This window comes from Streptosporangium sp. NPDC006013 (genome assembly GCF_040614275.1).
Lineage (GTDB): Bacteria > Actinomycetota > Actinomycetes > Streptosporangiales > Streptosporangiaceae > Streptosporangium.
Window position 1 is genome coordinate 1 of record NZ_JBEXUE010000414.1, and the last position, 8,885, is coordinate 8,885.

Consider the following 8,885-nt stretch of genomic DNA (forward strand, 5'->3'; position numbering starts at 1 on the left):
CCCTGCCGGTGTCGTTCCACTTCACCAGCGACCGCTCGCGCTCGGCACTGGTCAGCAGGCGAACCTCCGACAACCGGCGCTCCGGATCCTGCGCCACGGCGTCGAGCAGCATCACCAGGTGCCTGGTCATGCGCTCGATCGTGGTCTCGTCGAACAGGCCGGTGCTGTAGGCGACGGCCATGGTCAGCGCGCCCCGGTGCTCGTAGAAGTTCACGATCAGGTCGTGGCTGACCTCGCCGCTCGTGACGGGCAGCGTCTCGGCGCGCAGCCCCGGCAGGTCCTCCTCCCGCGCCGGGGTGTTCTCCAGCACCACCATGACCTCGACCAGAGGGGTGCGGCTGGGGTCCCGCTCGGGCCGCATGATCTCCACCAGCCGCTCGAACGGCACGTCGTCGTGGGTGAACGCGTCAAGCACCGTCGCACGAACCTGGGAGAGCAGGTTTCCAAAGGACGAGGACTCGTCCACCAGGGAGCGCAGCACCACGGTGTTGACGAAGAAACCGACCAGCCCCTCCAGCTCGGCCCGGTTGCGGCCCGAGGTCGCCGTGCCCACCGCGACGTCCTGCTGGCCGCAGTAGCGCGCGAGCAGCAGCTGCGTGGCGGCGGCCAGCACCATGAACAGGGTGGCGTCGTGCCTGCGTGCCACGGTCCGCAGCCGGTCCACCACCTCGGGCGGCATCTCCACCGTGTGCGTCGCGCCGGCGGAGGCGCGCACGGCGGGTCTCGGCCGGTCCACGGGCAGTGCCAGCGGGGCGATCCCGTCGAGCCGCCGCTTCCAGTAGCCGATGTGCCCGTCGAGCGCCGGCCCCTCCAGGTGCTCCCGCTGCCAGGCGGCGTGGTCTGCGTACCGTATGGGGAGCGGCGCGGGTTCGCGCCGCTCACCGCGCTTCTCACCGCGCGTCTCGGCGGAGTAGAAGGCGGCGAAGTCCTCGGTGAGCACCCCCATCGACCACCCGTCGGTCACGATGTGGTGCATGAGCAGCGCCAGCACGTGGTCGGCGGCGTCCAGGCGGATCAGCACGGCCCGGAACAGCGGGCCACGCCGCAGGTCGAAGGGGTGCGACGCCTCCTGTTCGAGCCGCCGCCACATCGCGGCCTCGCGCTCGCCCGCGGGTGTCCCCGCCAGGTCCACCGTCTCGAAGGCCGCCTCGAAGGCCGCCTCGGAGGGGGGATGGATCGTCTGCGTGCCCCGTCCCCCGACGTCGCCGAACGTGGTGCGCAGCGACTCGTGCCGCCCTACCAGCCGCCGCAGGGCGATCCGAGCCGCACCGGCGTCCAGCTCGCCGCGGAGTCGCAGGGCGAGGGCCGTGTTGTATCCGGTGCCGCCGGGTTCGAACGCGTCGAGGAACCACAGCCGCTGCTGGGCGAAGGAGAGCGGCAGGTCGTCGTCGCGGTCCACCACCTCGATCTCGCGCCGGCCGCCGCCCGGGTCGGCGCCGCCGAGCAGGGGGGCGAGCGTCGCGATGGTCGGCGTGTCGAAGAGCTGCCTGGGCGGCGGCGCCGAGCCGAGCGCGGCCCGGACCCGCGAGATGATCTGGATGCTGAGGATCGAGTCGCCGCCGAGGTCGAAGAAGTTGTCGTGCACCCCGACCCGGGCGGCGTCCACTCCGAGCACCTCGGCCCAGGTCGCGGCCAGCAGGCGTTCGGTCGCGTCGCGGGGGGCGACGTACGCCGTGCCGGTGTCGGCGCCCCTGCCGGGGTCGGGCAGCGCGCGGCGGTTCAGCGTGCCGCTCGGGCTCAGCGGCAGCGCCTCCAGGGTCACGAACCCCGACGGTACGGCGTGTCCCGGCAGGACCCCGCTGAGGAACTCCTTCAGCTCCCGGGCGTCCGCCGGCTCGCCCGCGGGCACCACGTAGCCCGTCAGCCGGACGCGGCCGGGGGCGTCCTCCCAGGCGGCGACCGCGGCGGCGGCGACGCGGGGGTGGCGGGCCAGCGCCGACTCGATCTCGCCCAGCTCCACCCGGAATCCCCTGATCTTGACCTGGTCGTCCACCCGTCCCATGAACTCCAGGTTCCCGTCGGCGCGGCGGCGCACCAGGTCTCCCGTCCGGTACATCCGGTCCTCGGCACCGGGCGCGAACGGGTCGGTCAGGAACCGCTCCGCGGACAGCTCGGCACGGTTCCAGTAGCCCCGCGCCACCCCGTCGCCGCCGATGTAGAGCTCTCCGGCGACGCCGAGCGGCACCGGGCGCATCTCCCCGTCCAGCACGTAGACGCGGGTGTTGACCAGTGGCCGTCCGATCGGGACGAACGCCGCCTCGCCCACCGGATCGCCGCCCAGCTGGAAGACCGTGGAGTCCACGGTCGTCTCGGTCGCGCCGTAGGCGTTGACGACCACGGTGTCCGGTCCCACCCCGCGCAGCACCTCCTCGGAGTCGCCGGCCGGCCAGCCCTCCGAGCCGACCATCAGGACGCGCAGCGAATCCAGCCGCACGCCGCGCCGCCCGGCCTCCTGGACCAGGGCCCTGGCCAGTGACGGGACCGTCACCAGGATCTCCGCCCGGGTGCGGGCCAGCGTCTCCAGCAGGGCGGGCGGGTCCGCCACCGCCTCGGCCGGGCACACCGCCATCGTCCCGCCGAACAGGGCCGACAGCAGGAAGTCGCCGAAGAACAGGTCCACCGAGAGGCTCGACACCGACAGGGACCGAGGCCGCGTCCCGGACAGTCCGTAGCGGGCGTCCCAGGCGCGCACCATGTGGTGGACGTTGCGGTGCTCGACCATCACCCCCTTCGGGCGGCCGGTGGATCCCGAGGTGTAGACGATGTAGGCCAGGTCCGCCGGGGTCACGGCGACGTCCGGCGGCGACGCGGGCAGGCCGTCGAGGACGGCCCGGTCCCGGTCCAGGCAGACGAAGGACGCCGGGGACCCGGCCACCCGGTCCAGCAGCCGCCGCTGGGTCACCACGACCGGGGCCGACGCGTCCTCCAGCATGGTCGCCAGCATCCGGGGCGGGTAGCCGGGATCGAGCGGCACGAAGGCGCCTCCCGCCTTCAGCACCCCCAGCAGCGCGACCACGGCGTCCACGCCGCGCTCGACGCACACCCCCACCGGCACGCCGGGGGCCGCCCCCAGCTCCACCAGGCGGTGGGCCAGCCGGTTGGCCCGCTCCTCCAGCCCGGCGAAGGTGAGCTCGCCGTCACCGTGGCTGACGGCGACGGCGTCCGGGGTGCGCCCGGCCTGCTCTGTGAAGATCTCGTGGACGCACCTGGCGGGCGTGAACTCCACGGCGGGGCCGTTCCACTCCCCCAGGAACCGCTCCCGCTCGGGCGCGGTGAGCACCGGCAGGTCCGCCACCGGGCTCTCGGGGGCGGACACGATCGCGGCGAGGACCGTCTCCAGGTGCCCCGCCATGCGTTCCACCGTCGGCTCGTCGAACGAGGCGGGGTCGTACCCCAGCGCCAGGGTCAGCTCCTGTGCCGCGTGGGCGGTGAGCGTGAGCGGGTAGTTGGTCTGCTCCTCGCCCCGGTGGTCGCGCACACGCAGCCCGTGCCTGGCCGCCGCGCCGGGGTCGTACGGGTAGTTCTCGAACACCACGACGCTGTCGAACAGGTTGGTGCCCCTGGGCACCTCGGCGCACGCGTGGATCCGCGCCATCGACAGGTACTCGTACTCGCGGGACGCGGCCTGCGCGTCCTGCAGGCGCCGCAGCCAGGACATCACCCGCTCGGTGCCGGCCACCTCCGTCCTGACCGGCACCACGTCGACGAAGAGCCCGATGATCGACTCCGAACCGGCGAGCCCGGCCGGCCGGCCGGAGACCGTCGCGCCGAAGCAGACGTCCCGCTCCCCCGCGTAGCGGGAGAGCAGCAGCGCCCACGCGCCCTGCAACAGGGTGTTGACGGTCAGCCGGGCGTCCCTGGCGCACTCGTACAGCGCCCCGGACAGCTCCTCCGGCAGCCGTAGCCGCACCTCCCTGGAGGAACGCGCCCCGTGGGCCCGCGCCACCGGCCTGTCGAACGGCAGCCGGGTCGGCGCGGTCATGCCCGCGAGCACCCCCCGCCAGTGCCGCTCCGCCTCGGCCTGGTCCTGGCGTGCCAGCCACCCGACGTACTCCCGGTAGGGCGGGCGGTGCGTCACCGTGCCGGTCCGCCCCGTGGTGAGGGCGGCGTACTGTTCGAACACCTCCGACAGCACGTGCGAGGAGCTCCAGCCGTCCAGCGTCATGTGGTGGGCCGCCCACAGCAGTCGCACCTCGGTCTCGGACAGCCGCACGAGGTCCAGCCTGGCCAGCGGCGCGACGGCCAGGTCCAGCCGCCGCTCGGCCCGGCGTTCCCACAGCCGCCGCACCGCCTGCCGCCGCTCGGCCTCCGGCAGGTCCCGGAGGTCGTGGTGGGTGACGGGGAGCCGCACCCGGCGGTGGACCACCTGCACGGGCTCGGGGACGCCCTCCCAGATCACCGCCGTACGCAGGGCGGGCGTGCGGTCGACGACCCGCTGCCATGCCTCGGCCAGCGCCACCGGATCGGCGACCCCCTCCAGGACCATCGAGTAGTGACCGGCGTAGATGTCCGACTCGGGCTCGGCCAGCGAGTGGAAGAGCATGCCGTGCTGCATGGGCGTCAGCGGGTAGACGTCCTCGATTCCCCTGCCGTCGCCGGCCAGCCGGTCCACCGTGGCCTGGTCCAGCCCGGCGAGCGGGAAGTCCGAGGGGGTGCAGCCGCCCGCGCCCGGCTCCGCGCAGTGCTCGACGATCTCCGCCAGCGCCGACATCACCCGCTCCGCCAGCGCCTCGACGCTCTCCCCGCGGTGCACGGCCGCCGAGTACGTCCAGCGGAACTCCAGCTCGTCGCCGTCGACGAGCCCGGTGATCTCAAGCAGGTGCCGCCTGCTCTGCCCCGGGCTCCGCTCGGCGCCGGGGTGGGGCAGCCGCCCGCGCAGCAGCCCGCCTCGGCCGCCGGATCCGGCCTCGACGCGCCCGAGGTAGTTGAACCCCACCTGGGGAACGCGGCCCGGCGGCCGGCCGCCGGGCGCGCCGAGATGGCGAAGCGCGCCGTATCCCAGCCCCTGGCCCGGCACCGCGCGAAGCTGCTCCTTGACCGACTTGAGCGTCTCCCCCCAGCCGGGCGCGGCCGGGAGGCGCAGCGCGACGGGAAAGACCGTGGTGAACCAGCCGACGGTCCGCGACAGGTCGACGCCGGGGAACAGGTCGGTGCGGCCGTGGCCCTCCATCTCGACGAGGGCGGTGTCGCCGCCGGTCCACTCGCACAGCACCCTGCCCAGCGCGGCGAGCAGCACGTCGTTGATCTGGGTTCGGTAGACCTCGGGCACGTCGCGCAGCAGCGCCCGGGTGCTCTCCGCGCTCAGCCGCGCGGTCACGGTACGCGTGGACGCGACAGTGTTCTCGATGTGCCCGCCGTGCCCGCCGTGCCCGCCGGTCCCGTGCTCTCCGGCGACGTCCACCGGCAGCGCGGCGGCCCCGGCCGCGACCTCGTCCAGGCGGGTCCAGCGATCCAGCTCGTGGTCGAGGCCGCCCGCCGCCACGTGGTCCGCGAGACGGTGGGCCCACTCCAGGAAGGAGGTCGTCTTGGCGGGGAGCCGGATGTCCTGGCCCGCCTCGGCCTGCCGGTAGGCGGTCTCCAGGTCCGGCAGCAGGATCTGCCAGGAGACGGCGTCGACCACGAGGTGGTGGGCGGTCAGGAACAGCCGGGGGCGGTGCGCGTCGCCGAGCACGAAGAGCAGCGCCCGGAAAAGCGGGCCGGTGTCCAGCCGGAACCCCTGCTGCGCGGCCAGGATCTCCTCGCGCATCCGCGCCTCCCGGTCGGCGGCACCGATCTTGGACAGGTCGATCCGCCGCAGCGGCTCGCCGTCCTCGGCGGCGGCGTTGTGCTGCCGCCACCGCCCGCCGTCGTGCTCGGCGCGCAGGCGCAGGGCGTCGTGGTGGGCGGGCAGCGCGGCCAGGGCGGCGCGCAACGCCTCCTCGTCGGGCTCCTCGTCGAGTTCGACGAACATCGCCTGGTTGAACCGGTCGACGCTGTCGGCGAGGTTCTCGAAGAACCAGTGCTGCACGGGCGTGAGCGGGACCTCTCCCGACACCGCCCGCTGCTCGGCGCGTGGCTGTTCCTCGGCGACCGCCTCCGCGGCCAGTTCGGCGACGGTCTGGCGCAGGAAGGTCTGTCTGGCCGTCACGCGCAACCCGGCCTCGCGGGCGCGGGCCACGACCCGCAGGCCCAGGATGGAGTCGCCCCCGAGGTCGAAGAAGTTGTCGTCCACGCCCACCCGGTCCACACCGAGCAGGTCCGACCAGACCTCGGCGATGATCCTCTCCGCGGGTGTGCGGGGCTCGACGTAGCGTGTCCCGGCCTCGCGGTCGCCGGTGGGCTCGGGCAGCGCGCGCCGGTCCACCTTGCCGTTGACCGTCAGCGGCAGGCGTTCCAGCGTGACGAACGCCGAGGGCACCATGTGCTCGGGCAGTCTCGCCCGCAGGAAGGCGCGCAGCTGGGCCGGGTCGGGTCCGCCGGAGGCGGCGGGGACGAGATAGCCGACGAGGCGCAGGTCACCCCGGGTACCGCCGCTGACGGCCGCCGCCGCCGTGTCCACCGCGGGGTGCCCGGACATGACGGCCTCGACCTCGCCGAGCTCGACCCGGAAACCTCTGATCTTGACCTGGTCGTCGGCGCGGCCCGCGTACTCCAGCTCGCCTCCCGGCAGCCAGCGCGCGCGGTCGCCGGTGCGGTACATGCGGGTGCCCGGCGGGCCGTACGGGTCGGCGACGAACCGCTCGCCGGTCAATCCGGGACGGCGCAGGTAGCCGCGGGCCAGGCGGGGCCCGGCGAGATAGATCTCACCGGGGACGCCGACGGGCGCCGGACGCAGCCGGTCGTCCAGCACGTAGGCGCGGACGCTGCGGAACGGGCGGCCGATGGGCACCGTCCCGGTGCGGGCGTCGCCGGGAGTCAGCGCCCGCGTCATGGTGGCGCCGATCGTGGACTCGGTCGGCCCGTAGCCGTTGAACATCCGCCGTCCGGCCGACCAGTCCCGCACCAGGCCCGGGGGGCACGCCTCACCCGCGACGACCAGGGTCGTCCCCTCGGGGACGGCGTCGGCGGGCAGCACGGTCAGCGCGGTCGGGGGCAGGGTGAGGTGGGTGAGACGCTCGGAGCCGATGAGCTCGGCCAGCGGAGCTCCCGGTGCCCGCTCCTCCGCGGTGGCGACCACCAGCGTGCCACCGGACAGCAGGGCGAGCATGAGCTCCCAGAAGGCCCCGTCGAAGCTGAAGGACGCGAACTGCAGCACCCGCGTCCCCGGCCCCGCGCCCAGCCGCTCGCGCTGGGTGAGCACCATGTCGTACAGGCCGGTGTGGGGCACCAGGACCGCCTTGGGGCGCCCGGTGGAGCCGGAGGTGTAGATCACGTAGGCGGGATGCGCGGGGTCGGAGCGGAGCGTCCGGGGTTGCCCGGCGAGCGGGGCCACGGTGTCCGGCGCGTCCAGCGTGACGAGGGGGACGCCCCCCGGCAGCCGCTCCGCCACCTCGGTGGTGGTCAGGATGATGATGGGAGCGGCGTCCTCCACCATCGTCCGGACGCGCTCGGCCGGGTGGTCGAGATCCAGCGGCAGGTACGCGGCGCCGCTCTTCAGGACGGCGAGGATCGCGACGACGGTCTCGGCCGACCGGGGGACGGCCACGGCCACGATCCGTTCGGGACCCGCGCCCCGCCCGGCCAGCAGCCGGGCCAGCCGGTCCGCCCGCTCGTCCAGCTCGCCGTAGCTGAGGCTCCGCCCGGCGTGGACGACGGCGACCGCCGAGGGGTCGGCCGCGACCTGCTCGGCGAACAGTTCGGGAACCGTGCGCGGCGCGGGGCCGCCGCCCTCGCCGCACCAGGTGTCGGTCAGCAGCCGGTGTTCCGCGGCGTCCAGGAGGGGAAGGTCGGCGATCGGCCGGTCCGGGTCGTCCGCGATCGCGGTCAGGAGTGTCAGCAGGTGACCGGCCATGCGCCCGGCGGTGGCCGGGTCGAACAGGTCCGTGCTGTATCCGAGGTGGGTGACGAGCGCGCCGTCACGCTCGTAGAAGTCGAACGAGACGTCCATGGGCGCGACCAGCACCGGCGGACGGATCTCCTGCACCCGGACGCCGGGCAGCTCGACGGCCCCGCGCGGCGCGTTCTGCAGGTTGACCGCGACCTCGGCGAGCGGGAGCCGGCTGGGGTCGCGCTCGGGCCGCAGGACCTCCACGAGCCGCTGGAAGGGCACCTCGTCGTTGTCGAAGGCGTCCAGGACCGTGGAGCGCGTCTCGCCCAGGAAGGCGGTGAACGGCAGGGACTCGTCGACCTGGCAGCGCAGTACCAGGGTGTTGACGAAGAAACCGATCAGTCTCTCCAACTCGACCCGGCCACGGCCGCTGGTCGCGGTGGCGACCGCGACGTCCCGCTGCCCGGAGTAGCGCGCGAGCAGGATCTGCACGGCGGCGACCAGGGTCATGAACAGGGTGGCGCCGTGCTCGCGGCTCGTCTCCCTCAGCCGCGACAGCACGGCCGGGGGCACCTCGAAGACATGGGCCGCGCCCGCCGAGGTCCTGACCGGCGGCCGCAGCCGGTCGGTGGGCAGATCCAGCGGGGCGAGCCCGTCGAGTCGCTCGCGCCAGTGGGCGAGCATGCCGTCCAGTGCCGTACCGGACACCCGGTCCTGCTGCCAGGAGGCGAAGTCGGCGTAACGCAGGGGCAACGGCGGAAGCGGAGACGGCTCGCCCGCGATCCCCGCGGCGTACAGCGCGTTCAACTCCTCGGCGAACACGCCCATGGACCAGCCGTCGGTGACGATGTGGTGCGTGCTGAGGGCCAGCACGTGCTCGTCCGGCCCGAGCCTCAGCAGCCCGGCGTGAGCGCTGCACCACCGCCAAGAAGGGGCGAGTCGTGCAGATCACCCCTCACCACGACCTGCTCGTCGCCGC

The 8,885-nt window shown here is 74.2% G+C and carries 1 protein-coding gene; it reads right to left on the minus strand.

From position 1 onward, the window contains the following. Positions 1–8,779 (minus strand): amino acid adenylation domain-containing protein (locus tag ABZ260_RS39730; RefSeq protein ID WP_355627887.1); only part of this gene is annotated, 8,779 nt, incomplete at its 3' end. Between the last annotated feature and the right edge of the window lie 106 nt (positions 8,780–8,885).